The sequence below is a fragment of the Flavobacterium sp. FlaQc-30 genome (genome assembly GCF_044005885.1).
GTDB lineage: Bacteria > Bacteroidota > Bacteroidia > Flavobacteriales > Flavobacteriaceae > Flavobacterium.
Genome location: NZ_JBIPCO010000007.1, coordinates 66,567 through 84,522 on the forward strand (window position 1 = coordinate 66,567; position 17,956 = coordinate 84,522).

19 protein-coding genes and 1 pseudogene are annotated in these 17,956 nt (G+C 31.7%); 14 read left to right on the plus strand and 6 right to left on the minus strand.

Features of this window, described 5'->3' with window-relative positions; genetic code table 11:
• Positions 1 to 723: 723 nt before the first annotated feature.
• The 9 genes and pseudogenes from ACHRV0_RS15935 to ACHRV0_RS15975 all read left to right on the plus strand — a co-directional run.
• The gene (locus ACHRV0_RS15935) at positions 724 to 3,234 is read left to right on the plus strand and encodes a DUF1963 domain-containing protein (protein ID WP_395441553.1); all 2,511 of its coding nucleotides are present in this window, start codon (positions 724 to 726) and stop codon (positions 3,232 to 3,234) included.
• Between the two features lie 11 nt (positions 3,235 to 3,245).
• Entirely contained in the window at positions 3,246 to 3,647 is a 402-nt protein-coding gene (locus ACHRV0_RS15940) for a hypothetical protein (RefSeq protein ID WP_395441554.1), read from the plus strand.
• Positions 3,648 to 3,984: 337 nt separating this feature from the next.
• Positions 3,985 to 5,058 (plus strand): SMI1/KNR4 family protein, encoded by a 1,074-nt coding sequence (locus tag ACHRV0_RS15945; RefSeq protein ID WP_395441555.1) that lies wholly within the window; start codon positions 3,985 to 3,987, stop codon positions 5,056 to 5,058.
• Positions 5,059 to 5,063: 5 nt separating this feature from the next.
• Positions 5,064 to 5,522 carry a hypothetical protein gene (locus tag ACHRV0_RS15950; protein ID WP_395441556.1) on the plus strand — a complete coding sequence of 153 codons (459 nt, stop codon included), beginning with the start codon at positions 5,064 to 5,066 and terminating at the stop codon, positions 5,520 to 5,522.
• Between the two features lie 42 nt (positions 5,523 to 5,564).
• Positions 5,565 to 6,218, plus strand: coding sequence for a hypothetical protein (locus ACHRV0_RS15955; RefSeq protein WP_395441557.1), 654 nt, complete (start codon positions 5,565 to 5,567; stop codon positions 6,216 to 6,218).
• Positions 6,219 to 6,241: 23 nt separating this feature from the next.
• Positions 6,242 to 7,171, plus strand: coding sequence for an SMI1/KNR4 family protein (locus tag ACHRV0_RS15960; RefSeq protein ID WP_395441558.1), 930 nt, complete (start codon positions 6,242 to 6,244; stop codon positions 7,169 to 7,171).
• Between the two features lie 120 nt (positions 7,172 to 7,291).
• A complete protein-coding gene (locus tag ACHRV0_RS15965; protein ID WP_395441559.1) occupies positions 7,292 to 7,948 on the plus strand; it encodes an Imm19 family immunity protein in 657 nt (218 codons plus the stop codon).
• A 112-nt stretch (positions 7,949 to 8,060) separates the two neighbouring features.
• Positions 8,061 to 8,537, plus strand: a complete 477-nt coding sequence (locus ACHRV0_RS15970; protein WP_395441560.1) for a TlpA disulfide reductase family protein — start codon at positions 8,061 to 8,063, stop codon at positions 8,535 to 8,537.
• Positions 8,538 to 8,635: 98 nt separating this feature from the next.
• Positions 8,636 to 9,160 (plus strand): annotated as a pseudogene (locus ACHRV0_RS15975) (thioredoxin family protein); the annotation flags it as partial.
• A gap of 49 nt (positions 9,161 to 9,209) precedes the next feature.
• Here ACHRV0_RS15975 and ACHRV0_RS15980 read toward each other — a convergent pair.
• Positions 9,210 to 9,944, minus strand: coding sequence for an AAA family ATPase (locus ACHRV0_RS15980; protein WP_395441561.1), 735 nt, complete (start codon positions 9,942 to 9,944; stop codon positions 9,210 to 9,212).
• Between the two features lie 31 nt (positions 9,945 to 9,975).
• Entirely contained in the window at positions 9,976 to 10,707 is a 732-nt protein-coding gene (locus ACHRV0_RS15985) for a YggS family pyridoxal phosphate-dependent enzyme (RefSeq protein WP_395441562.1), read from the minus strand.
• 161 nt (positions 10,708 to 10,868) lie between these two features.
• On the opposite strand from ACHRV0_RS15985, the gene ACHRV0_RS15990 reads away from it, so the two are divergent.
• Positions 10,869 to 11,096 carry a thioredoxin family protein gene (locus ACHRV0_RS15990; RefSeq protein ID WP_089054721.1) on the plus strand — a complete coding sequence of 76 codons (228 nt, stop codon included), beginning with the start codon at positions 10,869 to 10,871 and terminating at the stop codon, positions 11,094 to 11,096.
• A gap of 80 nt (positions 11,097 to 11,176) precedes the next feature.
• Positions 11,177 to 11,440, plus strand: coding sequence for a DUF2024 family protein (locus tag ACHRV0_RS15995; RefSeq protein WP_089054720.1), 264 nt, complete (start codon positions 11,177 to 11,179; stop codon positions 11,438 to 11,440).
• A gap of 57 nt (positions 11,441 to 11,497) precedes the next feature.
• Here the strand turns inward: ACHRV0_RS15995 and ACHRV0_RS16000 are convergent, their stop codons facing one another.
• The gene (locus tag ACHRV0_RS16000; protein WP_395441563.1) at positions 11,498 to 12,910 is read right to left on the minus strand and encodes a PLP-dependent aminotransferase family protein; all 1,413 of its coding nucleotides are present in this window, start codon (positions 12,908 to 12,910) and stop codon (positions 11,498 to 11,500) included.
• Positions 12,911 to 13,007: 97 nt separating this feature from the next.
• Here ACHRV0_RS16000 and ACHRV0_RS16005 point away from each other — a divergent pair, with 97 nt between their 5' ends.
• Positions 13,008 to 13,469 carry a cupin domain-containing protein gene (locus ACHRV0_RS16005; RefSeq protein WP_395441564.1) on the plus strand — a complete coding sequence of 154 codons (462 nt, stop codon included), beginning with the start codon at positions 13,008 to 13,010 and terminating at the stop codon, positions 13,467 to 13,469.
• A gap of 12 nt (positions 13,470 to 13,481) precedes the next feature.
• The gene (locus ACHRV0_RS16010; RefSeq protein ID WP_395441565.1) at positions 13,482 to 14,378 is read left to right on the plus strand and encodes a dihydrodipicolinate synthase family protein; all 897 of its coding nucleotides are present in this window, start codon (positions 13,482 to 13,484) and stop codon (positions 14,376 to 14,378) included.
• Between the two features lie 63 nt (positions 14,379 to 14,441).
• Here the strand turns inward: ACHRV0_RS16010 and ACHRV0_RS16015 are convergent, their stop codons facing one another.
• The 3 genes from ACHRV0_RS16015 to ACHRV0_RS16025 are packed head-to-tail and all read right to left on the minus strand — an operon-like array spanning position 14,442 to position 16,527.
• Positions 14,442 to 14,735, minus strand: coding sequence for a DUF3861 family protein (locus ACHRV0_RS16015; protein WP_089054716.1), 294 nt, complete (start codon positions 14,733 to 14,735; stop codon positions 14,442 to 14,444).
• A 17-nt stretch (positions 14,736 to 14,752) separates the two neighbouring features.
• Entirely contained in the window at positions 14,753 to 15,481 is a 729-nt protein-coding gene (locus ACHRV0_RS16020) for a LytTR family DNA-binding domain-containing protein (RefSeq protein WP_089054715.1), read from the minus strand.
• A gap of 2 nt (positions 15,482 to 15,483) precedes the next feature.
• Positions 15,484 to 16,527 carry a sensor histidine kinase gene (locus ACHRV0_RS16025; protein ID WP_395441566.1) on the minus strand — a complete coding sequence of 348 codons (1,044 nt, stop codon included), beginning with the start codon at positions 16,525 to 16,527 and terminating at the stop codon, positions 15,484 to 15,486.
• A 265-nt stretch (positions 16,528 to 16,792) separates the two neighbouring features.
• On the opposite strand from ACHRV0_RS16025, the gene ACHRV0_RS16030 reads away from it, so the two are divergent.
• A complete protein-coding gene (locus tag ACHRV0_RS16030) occupies positions 16,793 to 17,956 on the plus strand; it encodes an efflux RND transporter periplasmic adaptor subunit (protein ID WP_395441567.1) in 1,164 nt (387 codons plus the stop codon).

Below are 17,956 nucleotides of genomic sequence, written 5' to 3' on the forward strand. Positions count from 1 at the left end.
AAACTTTCATTAACAAAAACTTTATTGTCCTCTTGTTAAAATAAAAAATAAGGTTAATATATAAATTCAACGAAGAACTAAAATGATCTATTTTATTTGTGGTAATTTAGATTCTTTACTTTAATATGAAATATAAGTGATTGGTAATGTGTTGTTTGGACTTGTAATGAAAAAGACTGGATCAGGTTGAACAGGAAGGTGTAATTGTATCTCTAATAGTAATTGAAAATTATTCTTAAAACATTTATTTTAATTGTTAAGCGACATATCAGAATTGCTAAGAAATGAAAATTAAAAACAGTATAAGTCTAATGAATATCATTTAAAAGTTATGAATGATAAAATTTATCTTTATACCATTCTGCATTTAAGAGATTTTTTCTAAGTCAAAGTCGATAGATTGAAGTAATTTAAACAGATCGCTGTAGAACTTACAAGTGGTTCATATTCACTTATTATTTTAGTAGGCTTAATTAAACTGTTTTTTAAAATAGATGTATTTTTTAGAAAATATAGAAGAGTTTGAAAGTATGATGTTACTTTTTAATTCATACTAAATCTTTTGTAGAAGAATTTAGATTATACCGCTAGTTTATATATCTTTTTAGAGTTATTAATTGAAAGAAAGTCTGGCTTTTTATAATACATTAATACCTTTTAAAGGATATTTTATAAGTATTAAGGATTTATATTTATGATTTTATATGACTTAAAGACATTAATATGAATAATCAAGAATTTAAAACTTCAACTTTTAGTCTTTCTATACCAGATGTTTACAGTGATGTTCAAATTGCGTGGGAAAGTATTCGTGCCGCTCATGAAGTCCTAGATGATGACTATTTGTCTTTTGCCACTACAGGACTAGTTCCGATAGTTTCTTTTGATAAATTTTTACATAAGGAACTTATTTTTCGTTATTGGAAAAGTTGCTTATCCGAGGAAAATATCAAAGAGATTATTGCAGAAAAAATAATACAAATAGAAAATCATAATTCGAATGTTAGATTAGTAAGGACAAATGATAACATTTTTTATTATTTGGGGATAGTTCAAATTAGTGATGAGTTTTGCTATACTTTCAAGGCAGATTGCAAAATTGAACATAGAGATTTTTATGAGCCATTGTTTGAACAAATATGGATGAGCCTTAAATATTTCGGAGATCCTCAGGAAGCAATAGACAAATTGCCTTCATTTTTAAGAGGTTTTTATTATAACGAACAAGCCACAGAAATTGTAGCAGATCAAAGTGTACTACAAAAACAACAAGTAGATATTTCAAAAGAAATAGAAGCTTTTTGTATTCCTCAAGATGAAAAAGAACATTGGATAATTGATGATGTTGTTTTTGATTTTTCATCAGAGTGTAATGTAAATAGTAACGATAAACTATATGTAGCATTAGAAGGTTTAGTTAGGGATTATGACAAAGAGCGCCATGGACATGTGGTAAATTCGTATAATGGAGGGGCGCACTTTAACTTTAGTTTCAGTAAAGTGTATGATGCTGGTATACCAACAGGTGTTATTCAATTTGAATTGAGCCGTGACAAGACATACAATCATTATCTCTGGGAAAGTGGTTTTACTTTTTCTCTTCGTTTTACAGGAAATGTGACTCTTAAAGACGGTTGGATAGGGTTGAACGGATACTTGGAAGATGAGTGCGGAGAACAAAAAAAATGCTATAAAATAAGCTTAGCAAAAAGAATTCCGTTACAAGAATTAGAATGGGAAAAGTATGAATTTACTACTTTTAAAGAACTTGAAGGTGCAATACCAAAAGCTGTCCGTCATCTAAAGTTAACCAATCCAGCTTATGTTGAATTTAGGGAATCTATTGACTCTTTTACAGATTTAGAAACCTTAATTGTCCAATTTACAAATGATAGTCAAGAGGTATTTGAATTCGTTGAAATTCCCTCATTTATCAAACATTTTAAAAATTTAAAGAAATTATATTTTTCCGGTATTTCTGCCATTACAAAATTGCCAATATGGATAGGAGATTTAAGAGAGTTAGAATTTTTCCTTTTCACAGACAGTAAAGTTGAAGGGATAAACCCGAATACATTTCAATACTTAAAAAAACTTAAATTTTGTTATCTACAGTATAATAAGTTAGTAAGTGCTCCTGCTTTTCCATTAGATGGTTCGATTGAAATAATACATTTAGAAGGAAATCAGCTTAATAAAGTCCCGGCATCGTATCTTAAATTAGAGAATCTGACAAGACTTAATATTAAAAATAACCCAATTACATGGCTTCCATTAGGATTGGAAAATATTCCTGAACTGGAATTAGAACTGGAGAAAAAAACGACTCTGCTCGATTATTCTTATAAAGGAGCCGATGGAAAAGGAGTAGTTCCATATAACGATGAAATCTTTTATGCCCGTAATGACATTGTGCTTCGTAATTTACTTGCTCATGCTATTGAAAAAGTAGGTTTTAAAAAATATGAAGAGGGTATAAATAAGCTTGCGCGCCACTCAGTCAGTTTTGTAACTACTGTTTTTGATGATTATGATGAAATAGGAAATAATCGTTTTGGCGGTCTCCCGGATTTACCTGAATCTGTTGGTTTTCCTAAGATTATTACCGAAACCCAAGAAGAAACAAACTATGTCTGGCAGTTTATTGCACAGATTAATTGTGCATCTGTTGCTCATTTGCAAGAGTATTTGCCCCGTACAGGTATATTGTATTTTTTTATTGAAGATCAGCAGGATTTTAAACCTAAGGTAATTTATTTTGATGGAGAAATCAGTCAGCTGAAATCAGCACGAGAATTTGATAATACTGAAAAATTAGAATATTTTGAATTTGATATTTTTCAACCTTTTAAAGCAATCGCAGAGAAAGCCGTAAGTACTCCTGTATTCTATTATGATGAACATTATTACGAAAAGATTGCACCTGAACTGGAAGAGTTAACAAGAAAACATAATGAAACAGAATTGTTCAAAAAAAAGCTTTTACCATTTAATGAAGAGCCCATTCATGGTATTAACAGCTATGTGTTTAAACAACACGACTCACCAGAAATAGAGGCTGTAGATAAACTAAAGGGAAAAACGGATGAATGGATGGTTTTGCTAAAGGTAAGTACTGATAATAAACCAGAATTTTGTTTTTGGGATGCAGGTGAAATTTATTTTGTAATTCATAAGAGCGATTTAGCAAAAAGAGATTTCTCCAATGTGTATTGCGGGTTAGAGAGTAGTTAATAGTATTTATTATGTTTTGGAGAAATTGTATAGTACTGATTTGCTTTTTTTGTCTATTGAATGTTAAAGTAAGTGGACAGACTGTAAAGCAGTCCAATATTTTCAAAATCAAATGGGTCGATAAATTAAAAGCAGATTTTTCGTTTACGAATCAATGGAGCTACTCTGAAGGCATCTATAAAAATGATTTTGGACAATTGGCTTGTGATGGATTCTGTCCTTCTGAATTAGATAATATGATAGATGAAAGTGGTAAATTTTTTAAAGATTCGATTTCTGCTTATTACGCTATAGTAGATACGACATATCTAGCACATACAATTCAAAATGTTGCCAAGGTTTGGGAATGGGCAGGAACAAATTTTATTGAAGTAGAACAAAATCTCGGAATATTGTATACGCTTACACAATAAATAATCTCGCAGCATATAGTAGTTTGATGTTAACAATTGTTTGGAGATAATTATAAAGCAGAGGTATCACTTTTGAGTATCACAGGTATAGAAAATATTTTAGGGTTTACGTCAGGTTATATTATAATTGACAGGAAGTTTTGGCAGAAAGGTATAATGAAAGCAAAGTTTGAATTTTGACGTAAACATAGTAATAAACGTAGAGATAATAAGGAAAGTCCCTTTTATTGGAAAGGAAAAATATTATCGCCAATTAAAGAAGAAGTAAATAAAAGTTAAATCTGCAAATCTATTGAACGAGTTACAAGAGGATATAGTTTAATGAAAAAAAAAGAATATGATAAAATTAGTCTTAGACGAGAACAGATTTCAAATTAATGATGTTGATTTTGAATTTCCAGTAAATGTTTATGCTCTAAGAAATTTGTTAGGAGAATTTCGTCATACTGTGAAAGAATTTAACACTATTTATACTTGGGATGAATATGGAATATTAGCTTATTCCAAAAATGGAACATGGATTGAAAGTATTGTGCTAAGTATAACAAATATGGGTTTTGACTTTAGTCCGAATGAAATATTTACAGGTCAATTTTGGGTTAAGGAACAAGATGTATTTGATTATCAGGAAAACAATAAGAATAAATTATTTAGACGTTTTTCAGGTGATACAGATGGGGCATTTGAAATAAATGGAATTGGTTTCTCATTATACAAAAAAAGGAATAGTGAAAATGTAGAATTAATTCAAATTTTTGAATATAAAAGTTCTCAAAAACCACATGAACGGCTTCCAGTAGAGGAGAAATATCAAAAACTTATTGGTCTGTGGGAAGAATGGATAATAGAAACAACAAATATTATTTCGGTTGGAAATCCATATTACAACCTCATACACGGAATAACTCAGGAAGATATTGAAAAAAACACAGAATTAGATCTAGAAAATCATATAGTTATTCCGAACGAGCTTGTAAATTTTTACAAAATTTACAACGTTCAATATGATCCTGTAACCTCTCCGTTTTCTTTTTATAAGCACAATTGCCAGTATGATTTATTGCCTTTTGAAAAAATAAAAAAGGATTGGGAGAATATACAATCAATGAATGATGAAGATGATTACGAAGCGATAAAAGATTTAATAGCGGAGTTTGATGAAAAGGTAAAAGCCAATAATTATGCTAATCCAGGCTGGATACCTTTTGCAGAAAGCCGTGAAGGGGATTACCTGCTTTTTGACACAGACCCAAGTTCAAAAGGAAATTACGGACAGATAATTGAGCTCCAGAACGAATCATGGTATAGAGGTGTATTTGCAGACTCTCTGGAAGAATTATTACAAAATGAGATAAATACTGTAAAAATGGGACAATCGCAGAAGTTTGATTTTATGCTGGAAGAAGAATAATTATTATGTGGATCATTAAACCTTATAAATCAGTTGGCCAATTAGAGTTTAATATGTCTCCTCAGAATATTGAAGAGCTGATTGGACCGCCTTCTGATATTCAGAGAGGAATTGCACATGTTTTTACTGAGTTTCGTTTTGGGAAAACGGCAGAGGAAATTAAACCTTCTGTCCAATACAGAAGCGGAAAAGTCACCTCTTTTGAACTTTATGACAGTATTTCTAATGTTGAACTTAATGGCTTTCGCATCTTTGAGAATAAAAAAAGAATAGTTAATAAATGGTTCAAAGAAAAATCTAAAAATTACGCAGAAAATGAAGATACTTATGTTTTTCTTGATTTCGGAATTGCTATGAGCAAAGATCAAACATGGAAATATTGCCCTTCGATAAATGTTTTTCGATATGGAGACTATGATGAGTTAATTTTCAATTCAAAATATGGGTACACCATTATTAAATAATAAATTTAAGTTTATGTATTGCAAAATAAATCATTTATTATCATGAATAAATTAGAGAGACTAGCTCAAAATATAGAACCATCTGCTAAAAATTCTTCTTTAACAGAAAAGAGTCTTTTACATTTTCCTGAAAATTTAAGAAAAATTCATTCCTATAAAGTTTTTGGAAATGATTTGCTGGCAATTCCAACAGGCTTAATAATGGAAGGGGATGATGAGGAATTTGAAAAACCATTTCAGTTTCTTTCAAGTGAAGATGAACTGGAAACGTTCGAAGAGGAATTTAGAGAGGCGGTTCCGCCAGAATTTATACAAATTGGGAGTCTCTATGGAGCAAGTGAAATAGTTTTGTTGAACAAACTCCAAAATACAATACATATTTTTCATGTTCAGGATATCTGTGAAACAGATTGGATGGCATATAAATTACAAGATGTGATTTGTACATTTGAAATATTCATTGAAAATATAAGACCTCAAACGGTTGTTTGTTTAATGCATTCTGCTGATTATACTCAATTTGAAATGTTTGAAATTCGAAATGAAACGGAAATATATGATGGTGCAGATTCAATGGAATATTCTAATTCTGAAGAAGTTTGGGCAGCGTATTTTGAACTTGTAGAAAAGGCTATATCCAATGATTTCAAAATTCATTATGCTCCTAAAAAAGTTATAGATAGATTTTCAAATTAGAATGGTATTATTAAATGGAAAATATGAAATTATTAGAACAATTTACAAGAATAATAAATATTCAGAAAAATATTTCAGTTGCATCTTATGGAGAGTTAAATTCTGGAATTTCAGTAAATGATATTCAACAAATTGAAATGTTGCTGGAAGAACCTTTGCCTGAGGACTTTAAAGAGCTATATAATTTTGCCAATGGACAGTGTTTTGATGGGGAAGGTTTATTATTCAAGGATTATTTTATTGATTCTGAAGAAATAATTAGACAATTATCATTCAGTAAGAGTTTATTAAAACCAGAGATCAGAAAAATTGAGTTTCCTCAAAAGTCGGAAAAAATATTACAGAAGATTATTGATTTTTATGTTGAAAGGGCGCCTAAGCATAAATTATTTGGTTTGCAGAAAAGCTGGTATAAAATTGAATTTTCTTTTGGAATAAATTCCTATAATGGACCCTACTGGTATGCAGATAATAAAACTACACTATTAAAACGTGAGCTTTTTAAGATAAATGATTACAAAGTAATCGAGCCAATTATAGAAGAATTGCATGAATTGGAAAAAACAGGTTATAATTGGGATGAAATAAAACTTGTAGTTTATACTAATGGACAGTATGAAATAGAACGACTTGATTGGGATTTCGATAGTGAAATGACTTTTACATGCTTTCCAGAAGATTCAATAAAGAAAAAATATTTTCACTACAAATGGTTGCCAATCTTCTCGGATCTTTGTGGTAATTATATTGGAATGGACTTGGATCCTGATAAAAATGGAACTAAAGGGCAAATAATTAATTTTGGAAGAGATGAGGAAAACATGATTACGCTAAGTAATAATCTTCATGATTTTTTTAATTTTTTATTAGTTGAATTACAGAGAGAGAATAATCCAATACAAAATTCCAAAACACATTTACATGACGTATTGAGAAAATTGAAAAGAACTTAATAGGAAGAATATAGTATCAATAAAAGTAGTAAGCTAGTAAAACTAAAATCATTTCTATTAATATACATTATAAACAAAATAGAAAAAAATAAGACCTGAAGGTGAGCCAAATTGGGAAGTATGAATAAACAAATTGCATTGCAAGAAATAAACGAAAATACCTTTTTTTGGAAATTTTATTTTTGCTGGTCGAGAGGTTATGATAATGAAAAAGAAATAAATATCGATGAGGTTCTAGAAGTTGTAGAAATTGACGAAACTGAATCTTATGAGTGGGAATGGAAGTTTTTCAATCAAAATGATATAGAAGAAAATCCTAGATATGTCGCAGGGAAAATTAATGATGATTTAAATTATGCCATTGAATTTGCTGAATATGAAATCAATTTTTTTCTTAATGATATTTACATTGGCAATTTAGGAGGTCATTTTGAAGCTTGGTTTTTTACAATGGATGAGTTATTGTCTTTTGAAAAATATCCAAATCTGTTTCTTCTTTTTCTTCCGATGACGGGAATACAAGAAAGTGAAAGAGATATTTTGAAAGTCATAACTGTAAAACATTTAAATGCAATTCCAGAGTTTGAATCGCATTCAGAATATATTTCAGATTGCATTTTAAATGGATTAGTGATGCAGTCTCCATTTCTAGAAATAAATAATATTGGATTGTCAAATGCCGAAAATCATAGTGTAAGAAACATAACAGATTACCCACATTATAAAAAAGATGTAACGAAATTGAATAAGATTCTGAAAAACAACTTAGTATGTTAGAATCATAGCCAATTAGCAGCTTAAAAAACTTATTAAACTTTCATTAACAAAAACTAAAACTTCATTAGTTTATATTTGTGAAGCATAAATTAATCCTAAAGTATTGTAGCTCATGAAAATTAAGTCTGTTTTTTATCTGTTTCTATTTGTTGTTTTTTCAGTTTCATCGTATAGTCAAAATGTAAAACTGCTTACAATAGATCAGCTTAACGAAAGAATTGAAAAGGGAAAAGACAGTACTTATGTTGTTAATTTTTGGGCAACTTGGTGCGCGCCTTGTATAAAAGAGTTACCGCATTTTGAAAAATTGGGTGCAGAACATAAATCAGATAAGCTGGCGGTATTACTAGTAAGTTTGGATTTTAAATCAAAGCTGAATTCAAATGTGATTCCGTTTGTGAAAAGAAAAAATCTGAAAAATGAAGTATTTCTATTGAATGAAGGAAGTCCGCAGGAATTTATCGACCGTATCGATTCAAGCTGGTCAGGAAGTATTCCGGCGACGCTTTTTATAAAAGATGGCAAGCGAAAGTTTGTCGAAAGTGAATTTACTTACGAACAATTATTAACTGAATATAAAAAACTGTAAATCCAAAAACCATGAAAAAAATAATTCTTTTATTAACGCTGGCGTTCTCTGCCTTTCTAGCTCAGGCTCAAACTGCAACACTTTAAGCTGGTGATACTGCTCCAGATTTTAAACTGAAAAATGTAGATAATAAAGAGGTTTCTTTTGCAAGTTTTCCAAAAGCAAAAGGCTATATAGTAGTTTTTACTTGTAATACGTGTCCTTATGCAGTAGGTTACGAACAAAGAATAATTGATTTAGATAAAAAATTCAAACCGCAGGGATATCCTGTAATTGCAATTAATCCTAACGATCCAGAAGCTTCTAAAGCAGATACTTTTGATAAAATGCAGGATTTGGCAAAAGAGAAAAAATATCCTTTTCCATACTTGTTAGATCCAGGACAAAAAATTACAGATGAGTATGGCGCAAAACGTACGCCTCACATTTTTATCGTTTCTAAAACTGCAAAAGGAAATGTAGTAGAATATGTTGGTGCAATCGATAATGATCCAGAAGGCACAAAAGCAGATAAAGTAAAATATGCCGAAGATGTAATTGCAGCTTTAAAAAGCAATCAAAAACCTGCTGTAACACAAACTAAAGAAATTGGCTGTACTGTGAAAAGAAAAGCTAAAGCTTAATAATATTTGTTTTATAAATGAAAACGCCTCAAAATTTTGAGGCGTTTTTTTATGAAATAGTTTCAATACGTTTCTTTTGTTCTTCAAGCTCCAATTCGGCAATAATTTGTCTTTTCATCGCTGTATGAACGTAATCTTTCGCTTCGGCATATGAAATATCATATTTACGTAAAATATCCTGTAAATGGGCAGGAAAAACATCAAGTATTTTATCATAATACACATTCAGTTCATTTTTACTCGGCATTTCAAATTTTAGTTTAATTTGAAACCTGCGAAGTAAGGCTGAATCAATACTGTTGTAAAAGTTAGTGGCACAAATCAGCAAACTATCTGTTGGGAAATAATCAATTAACTGAATTATCGTATTTACCAAACGTCTCATTTCGGCAACATCTTTATCGTCACTTTCTCGGCTTCTGCCAATTTGATCAAATTCATCTAGAAATAAAACTGCTTTTTCGCGAATTGCTTTATCAAAAAGAGCTTTTACATTTTTTGAAGTTTCCCCAATTTTAGCATTAATTAAAGTGCTGAGGTTGATAATAACAATGCTTTTATTTAAAGCTGTTGCTATGGCTTTTGCAGTTGTAGTTTTACCGCAGCCAGAGTGACCGTGAAGCAGTATTTTATTGTCGACCTTGAGATTGTATTTTTTTAATTCGTCAATATACTTATGCTCTTTGATTGTGTTAAGTAATGCCGTTTTGTTTTCTTCGCTGAAAAGCAAATCATCAAGTGCAATTTTTTCAGTATCGTTGACAACAAGTTCGTACAGATTCATTTGTGTGTTTTATTTGATGCAAAATTATACTTTATTCTGCAATATTTTCATTCCATATTTCTTTTCCTAGAAAACGATTTCCAAAAATTGAAGTTCCCACTCTTACGATATTAGAACCCTCGGCAATAGCCAGTTCTAAATCTTGAGACATTCCCATTGAAAGTTTTAAATGTGTTATACCTTCAATTTTAGCATCATAAATTTCATCTCTTATTTTTCGAAGTAATTCTAATGACGGACGCATTTTTTCTTTCTCAACGTCTAATAAACCAATCGTCATTAAACCTTTTATATTTAATGTTTTATACTTTTTTATTTCTCTAATATAAGGGACTACTTCAGTTGGTGCAAGTCCAAATTTGCTTTCTTCAAATGAAGTGTTTACTTGAATAAAAACATCGATGCTTCTGTTTTCTTTTAGTAATTGTTTGTCTAATTCTTCTGCTAGAGATAATCGGTCTAAAGATTGAATACAGGAAATATATTTTAAAACATCTTTTACTTTGTTAGTTTGAAGATGTCCAATAAAATGACGTTCTATATTTAAATCTTTCAAACCCGAATCTTTATCGCGAAGTTCCTGCATTTTGTTTTCGCCAATAAGCGTTTCACCAGCTTCTATTGCAATTCGTATTCTCTCCGCAGGGACCGTTTTAGTAGCCAATAATAATTGCACATCTGATGGATTTCGGTTAGAAAGTCTGCAGGCATCCTCAATACGCTGATGAACTTGCTTTAAATTGTAAATTATATCTTCTTTCATAGCAGCAAAGGTAAAGGCAATGAGAAACGTAAAAAAGATCCAGTTTTGAGTATTTCAAATAGTCCAGTTTCTTCTATAAATGAGAAAACTGGATTATTTAACGACTGTATATCCTTTCTAATTTTGTTGTGGCAATAAAGTCAAATTAAAAACAAATACAAATGAGCAAATCAATTTTTTATCACGCCGGCTGTCCAGTTTGTGTAAGTGCCGAACATGACATTTTAAGTTTAGTTAAAGATGTTGAAGTAGTAAATATTGGAGAAGACAGAGCGAGAATTTCAGAAGCTCAAAAAGCAGGTGTACAATCAGTGCCTGCCTTAGTAACTCCAAACGGAAATGTGCTTCATATTAATTTTGGAGCCTCAATTGCAGATGTAATTGGATAGATATAAGTACCTCTTTAGAAACTATCTAAAGAGGTTTTGTAGCTTTTAAATTTAGAATAATTTATATACAATAAAATAATATGAAAGTAGCAGTATGGGATACTTATGTAACTCGAAAAGACGGAGAGGTTATGCATTTTGATATTTTGGTTGATGAAAATACAAGCGATACAGAACAGGTTTTTGAATATGGAAAAGCGTATCTAAAAAGTGTTTCTCAAGAAGGTCAACCTTTAACTTCAAAAGAATGCCGATTTTGTCATATCGATAAAGCGCCTTTGGAAATTGAAAACCAAATTCGTAAAAACGGCTTTTCGATTATCGAAATGGAAAATTGCAATTAACTAACATTTCTTAATTTAATATAGACTGAAAATCATGTGTTTTCAGTCTTTTTTGCTTTATAGATATTTAGAGAGCGCAATAATGCCTTCTTCTAGCTGCTTTTCGCTGAGTGAAGCATAACCTAAACGTAAACCTAAAACAGGCTTTTCAAAACTGAATTTCTCAGGATTCATGATTTTGATTCCTTTGCTTAACAATTCATCACAGACTTTTTGAAGATTGGTTTCTGGACTTGGAACAATCCAAAAAGCCAAACCGCCTTCTGGTTTAATAAAAGTAATTTTGTCTTTAAGATGCAGCTTACAAAGGCTTTCAAAATAATCTCTTTTTGCTTTATAGATTAAACTGGTTCGTTTGAGATGTCTTTTTATTTTGCCTTCGTTTATAAGGTTCAAGACCGCTTCTTCCATAATGTTATCTCCTTGAACGTCGATGATTTTTCTGTGTTTTCCAATCTTTTCTACATTTTCTACTGAACTTGCCAGATAACCAATTCGCAGTGCCGGCGCTACAATTTTACTTAATGTGCCTATGTAAACAAAGTTTTTTGCTTTGCTGTAACTTGAAATGGGTAAAATTGGTCGTTGTCCAAAATGAAATTCATTATCATAATCATCCTCAATAATGGTAAAATTATAGTGATTGGATAATTCGATCAATTTCAATCTTTTTTTTAAGCTCATTGTAACCGTCGTCGGAAATTGATGATGAGGTGTAACATAAATGGCTTTTATATTTTTGTGTTTTTTTAGATAAGCTTCAACTTCATGTAAATCTAAACCATCTGATGCGACATTTACTGGAAGCAGTTTTGCACCTGCATTTTCAAAAGCTTCCCAAGCAGGTTTGTAGCCGGGATTTTCGATTATAACAAAATCATCTTTAGTGAGCAAACAATGCGCAGCTAAATACATTGCCATTTGACTTCCTCTTGTAATACAGATTTCATTTGCCGAAACGTTCATCCCTCTTTTAAAATTCAGCATCTGGACTATCGCTTTTCTAAATTCAATGTCACCAAGTTCAGTGCTGTATCCCATAATTTGTCTTCGGGATTTTCGATTAAAGATTTCCCTGTAAGCACGTGCAAGATCATTCATTGGCGCAAGACTGCTGTCGGGTAGTCCATCATCAAAAACAAGATGCGTTTTTGCTTCTGCTATAGTTGTATTAATCTGAGAATCGTTCTTTTTATCACAGAGCATATCAGGTGATAAATCGGCAATAAAAGTACCTTTTCTATCGATTGTAATGAGCCAGCCTTCGGCGGTTAAAACGTCTAATGCTTCGATGACTGTGTTTCGGTTTACGTTCAGTAAACCAGCTAATTGCCTACTTCCAGGTAAAGCATTTCCTGAGGTAAGTTTATGTGATTTAATGGCGACGATAATAGCATCGGCAATTTGCAGATAAAGTGCTTTATCGGATTTTTTATCTAATTGAATTTCAAATTGCCATGGTCGTAACATCTGGACTAGTTATTTGTGATAAAACTGTGTTATCTGTGCAGTCCAAAGTTACAATATTTTTGTCACGCAATAATGCATCAACTAAAATTTAATGAACATGGAAACTAAAGAAAAAAAATTCTCATCAAAAGATTTTCATCAAACTTATGCAAGACCAAGTTTTGTAATGCCTGAAAAATTAATTCATAGAAATGTTGAAAATGCGGGGGTACACGATCAATTTTCGATAGAAAGAAAACATCCCGTGTTTTTTGTCGATCTGCCAAGTAAAAATGTAAGTATGACTATTGGAGGATTATTGCCTGGACAATTAACAAACAAACATAGACATACCTATGAAACATTGTTGTATGTAATTGAAGGTTCTGGATATACTGAAATTGAGGATCAAAAAGTAGAGTGGAAGGCTGGAGATGCCGTTTATATTCCCGCTTGGACATGGCACAGACATCAGAATTTAAGCAATACTGAAAATGCAAAATACATTGCGACTGAAAATGCACCGCAATTGCAAAATTTAGGAGTTGCACTTAGAGAAGAAGAAGGTAGAGATTTATAAAAAAGCAAAGAAATGAAAAACAACCAGTTTAAAGGTATTATTGCCTATCCAATTACGCCATTTGATGAAAATGAAAAAGTTGATATTAAGCTTTATAAGCAATTATTAGAGCGGTTAATTGTATCAGGATCTCACGCAGTTGCTCCGCTGGGAAGCACAGGAGTAATGCCTTATTTGAATGATGAAGAAAAAGAGGCTATTACTGAAGCAACTGTTGAGCAGACAAAAGGGCGGGTTCCGATATTAGTAGGAGTTTCAAATTTAACAACTGAAAAAACTATTTATCATGCAAAATCGGCAGAAAAGGCGGGAGCCGATGCTGTAATGATTATTCCGATGAGTTATTGGAAATTGAGCGATGACGAAATCGTGAAGCATTATGATACTGTAGCAAAACAAATCTCGATTCCGATAATGGCTTACAATAACCCAGCTACAGCAGGAATTGATATGTCGCCTGCTTTATTGAAAAGACTTCTTGAAATTCCGAATGTTACGATGATTAAGGAAAGCACAGGAGATGTTCAAAGAATGCATTATTTGAAGAAAGAGTTAGGTGAAGATGTTGCTTTTTACAACGGATCTAATCCGCTGGCACTTTCTGCATTTGCGGCAGGAGCAACGGGCTGGTGTACGGCAGCTCCCAATTTAATTCCTGAATTGAATATTGCCTTATACAACGCCATTCAAAACAATGATTTAAAAGAAGCGCAAAAAGTATTTTATAAGCAGATCAATTTATTGAAGTTTATTGTAGATAAAGGACTTCCGAGAGCAATAAAATCAGGTTTGAATAGTATAGGAATTGAGGGCGGAAAATTGAGAAAACCGTTATTGCCTTTAACTGAAAAAGAAAGCAGCGAACTTAGTGCTATTTTGAAGTTAGTTAATGATTTGAATAAGAAGTAAGAATAGATTCAAAAAAAAACAGCCAAACTTGATTATCAGGTTTGGCTGTTTTTTGGTATAGAATTATAAACTTTTAAGCTTTTTCATAAAGATAGGAAACACTTCGTTTAATTCGTCAAACAAAGGATTTTTGCGATGTTTGATGTGTATTTCATTAAACAATTTTAAACCTACTGCAAACTGTGTGGCTTCATGCGGATTATCGAATATGTTTTTGTCTTTTATTTTTTCTATGATTCCAAAGATTTCATCGTGATTACTAAACTCCAGTCCAAGTTCTTTTGCGGGTTCTGTTTCACCATTTGCATATTGTTTTAGACTTAATGTCAAATGATATTTGTTTGATCTTTTTTCCATGATATTCTATTTCAATTTTATTTTAACCATTTATCTACAATGGTTTTAAACGTTTCTTTGTATTGTTCGCCTACTGTAATTTCAAATTTTCCAATAAAAAGTGAATTTTTACTAATAGCGGTAATTTGATCCAGCGAAACAATAAATGAGCGGTGAACTCTCATAAATTTGGTTGAAGGCAGTTTTTCTTCCAGTGCTTTTAAGGATATAAGTGACAGCACTGTTTTTTGAGAATCGTCGAGATGTACTTTTACATAATCTTTTAAACTTTCTATATATAAAATATGTTTTAAAGAAATTCTAACCCACTGATATTCTACTTTTAAGAAAATAAATTCATCATCGGCAGTAATAGACTGAAATTGGTTAGAATTATCTTCTGTTAATTGCAGTACTTTGTTTGCGGCGCGCAGAAACTCTTCATAGCTAAAAGGCTTTAAGAGATAATCTACAGCATTTACTCTATAACCTTCTATAGCATAATGGTTGTAAGCTGTTGTAAAAACAATTCTAGGAAGTGATCCTGGCTGATCTTGCAAAAGTCGGGCGAGTTCCATACCAGTTAAATTTGGCATGTTTATATCCAAAAAAACAAGATCTGGCTGTTTGTCACGAATCAAAGCCATAGCTTCGACTGCATTATCGCAACTGGCGCTCAATTGTAAAAAAGGCGTTTGCTCAATAAAAGTTTCCACGAGCTTTAATGCGAGTGGTTCATCGTCTACAGCTATACATTTTAATACCATCGTTAATCTAAAGTTAAGTGCAGTTTTACATTGTATTTGCCATTTGGGGCAATACCGGCTTTTAAAGTATGCTTGTCAGGGTAAATTAAATGCAGTCTGCGTTTTGTATTTGTTAACCCAATACCGCCTTCATTTGTAGTTGAAGATTTTTCGAAATATGTATTTTCTACTTCAAATTCTAAAGTACTGTCCTTCTGTCTCAGCGAAATATGAATTTCACTTTTATCAGTAGCATGAACACCATGTTTAAAGGCATTTTCTACTAAAGGTAGTAATAACATTGGAACTATTGGGTAATCGTGAATTTTTTGCGGTATATCAGTTGTAATACTAAGTTTACTGTTAGCACGAAGTTTCATTAAAGCAATAAAATCCTTCATAAAGTCAGCTTCTTTTAGTAAAGTTGTTGTTTCTTCAGTACTATAAAGCAAGTAACGCATCATTCGGCTTAAAGTATGCAGCGCATTTCTTGAATCTTCAATATCAGTATAAGTAAGCGAATAAATACTATTAAGGGAATTAAAGAAAAAGTGCGGATTTATCTGTGCTTTAAGCATTGCCAGTTCTGCCATTGTTTTATCCTGTTCCAGTTTTTGTTTATGCTGAGCCGCTTTTTGCCAATGCTGGAGCATCGCCCAGCTTGTACTGATTCCTAGAACCAATAAAGTCAGCATTAAAACATAATTGTCAAAATAAGGACTTTTATACTTTCTTAATCCTAAAACCAGACGTATTTTACTGTGAAGATCTGTTTGCGATGTATAAAAATAAGCAATGATCTGCATGACAAAAACAATCAGCAAAGCCCACAGTAAAAATGGCGAAGTATTATCTTTTATTATGGTTTTTGGAACTATAATTCGGGCATTCGAATAGAAAACAATTATTAATAAAAACAGCACTATTATCTGCCAAATCCAAAAAACCGTTGGAAGCACTACATTCCAGGTTAAAGGGATGTAAAACAACATGATAAATCCCAATAATAACCAGCTCAATATATGCAGTCCGGTAAATAAATAAGGTCTAAAAATGTTTGAAGCCATTATACGTTTTCTTTTTTATGACAATATTACATTTTATTTAAATAAGATATAAAAGCAATCGCTAAAAAGAGATTTAGAGACTTTATAAACCTTATTAGAACCGATGAGTTTAGAAATTAAACAGTTGTTTAATTTTTAAAAAATTTCATCGTGTGTCAGCTCATCTCTATCGATTGTCTTTTGCTTTTCGTCTATTTCCTATTTTTCGCGTAGTCTATTTTAGTTCTTTTGCTTACTAATAAATAGATAATTACACATTTTAACAATGAATAAGCAATCGTTTTTAAGCATTTTCGCAGCATCAATTATTATCGCATCTTGTGGTAATAAAAGTGATAAATCGGCTCAAGCCGGAGGCGCGCCACAAGTTAAAGAGTATAAAACGCTGATATTACAGCCAGAATCGGCTACACTAAACAGCGATTATCCTGCTAGTATTCAAGGACAGCAGAATATAGATATTCGTCCAAGAGTTGAAGGTTATATTGACAAGATTTTTGTAGATGAAGGTGCAGTAGTAAAAGCAGGCCAGCCATTGTTTAAAATCAGTGCGCCAGAATATGAGCAGCAAGTACGAACAGCGGCTGCAAGTATTAAAAGTGCACAAGCAGATGTAAGTACTGCAAAACTTGCAGTTAATAAAGTAAAACCATTAGTAGAAAAAGGTATTATAAGCAAATACGACCTAGAGTCAGCTCAATATACTTACGAATCGGCATTAGCAGCTTTAGCACAGGCAAATGCAGCTTTAGTAAATGCCAAAATCAATTTAGGATATACCACCGTAACAAGTCCAGTAGACGGTGTTGTAGGTTCAATCCCATTCCGTTTAGGAAGTTTAGTAAGTTCTAATACTGCAGAAGCTTTAACAACAGTTTCGAGCATAGGAAATGTGTATGCTTACTTTGCTATGAATGAAAAAGCGCTTTTAAACTTTACTAAAGATAATACCGGAATATCGTTAAGTCAGAAAATTAAAAGTCTGCCAGATGTTTCTTTATTACTTTCAGATGGTTCAACTTACGATCAAAAAGGAAAAATAGAAACTGTAAACGGGTTAATTAATACTGAAACAGGAACTGTAAATATTAGAGCTCGTTTCTCAAATCCAAAAGGAATTATTAGAAGCGGAAGCAGCACAACTATTAGAATTCCGAGTGATGTAAAAGATGCTATGATTATTCCTCAAAGTGCAACATTTGAACTTCAGGATAAAATTTTTGCTGTAGTCGTAGGAAAAGATGGCAAAACTAAAAATGTCAATATTACGATTCTTGAAAATACGGCCAAAAACTATTATGTAGTTACAAGTGGTTTAAACGCAGGAGATGAAATTGTATTAGAAGGAGTAGCTTCTTTGAAAGAAGGAAGTGAGATTAAAGCTAAAAATCAAAAATCAGAAATGGTTTATGCTGACTTAAAATCATAA